Annotated in this window: 1 protein-coding gene; it reads right to left on the reverse strand. The window is 34.2% G+C overall.

What is annotated here, in order from left to right; genetic code table 11:
- Nucleotides 1-82: 82 nt before the first annotated feature.
- On the reverse strand, nucleotides 83-418 hold a 336-nt coding region (locus AAC854_RS23210), incomplete at its 5' end, for a hypothetical protein (RefSeq protein WP_340619144.1).

A 418-nucleotide genomic window follows, 5' to 3' on the forward strand; every position in this document is an offset into this window, starting at 1 on the left:
TGTGACATAGCCTTTTGTTCCTTTATTTCTCTATTTTTGACGACTTAAAGTTATAAAGGAGCGGCTATGTCATTTCAACTCATCATAAAAGTCGAGCATCGCGTTTATTTAACAGTTCTTTAATATTGTTAAATAGTTTTTGTGGCGTGAAATGATCAGGATGATTTTTGTTAATCATATAAATATGCTGACTTCGGCTACCATGACCGACAATATTCAGTCTCAGAGGTAACTCATGTTTAGGAATATCAATAAAATATTGAATCCCATTGGGTAGTTTTTGAAATTCTACACTATGATTCTCCCAATATATACCAATCGTCATTGAAGATGCTTGATTTCTTATCCCAATCCGATCATGCTTACAACCATGAAAATTCATCTGACACCAGAACAAAAACGCGCCCTTGAATTGATG

Origin of the sequence: Xenorhabdus entomophaga (genome assembly GCF_037996725.1) — a bacterium.
Lineage (GTDB): Bacteria > Pseudomonadota > Gammaproteobacteria > Enterobacterales > Enterobacteriaceae > Xenorhabdus > Xenorhabdus khoisanae.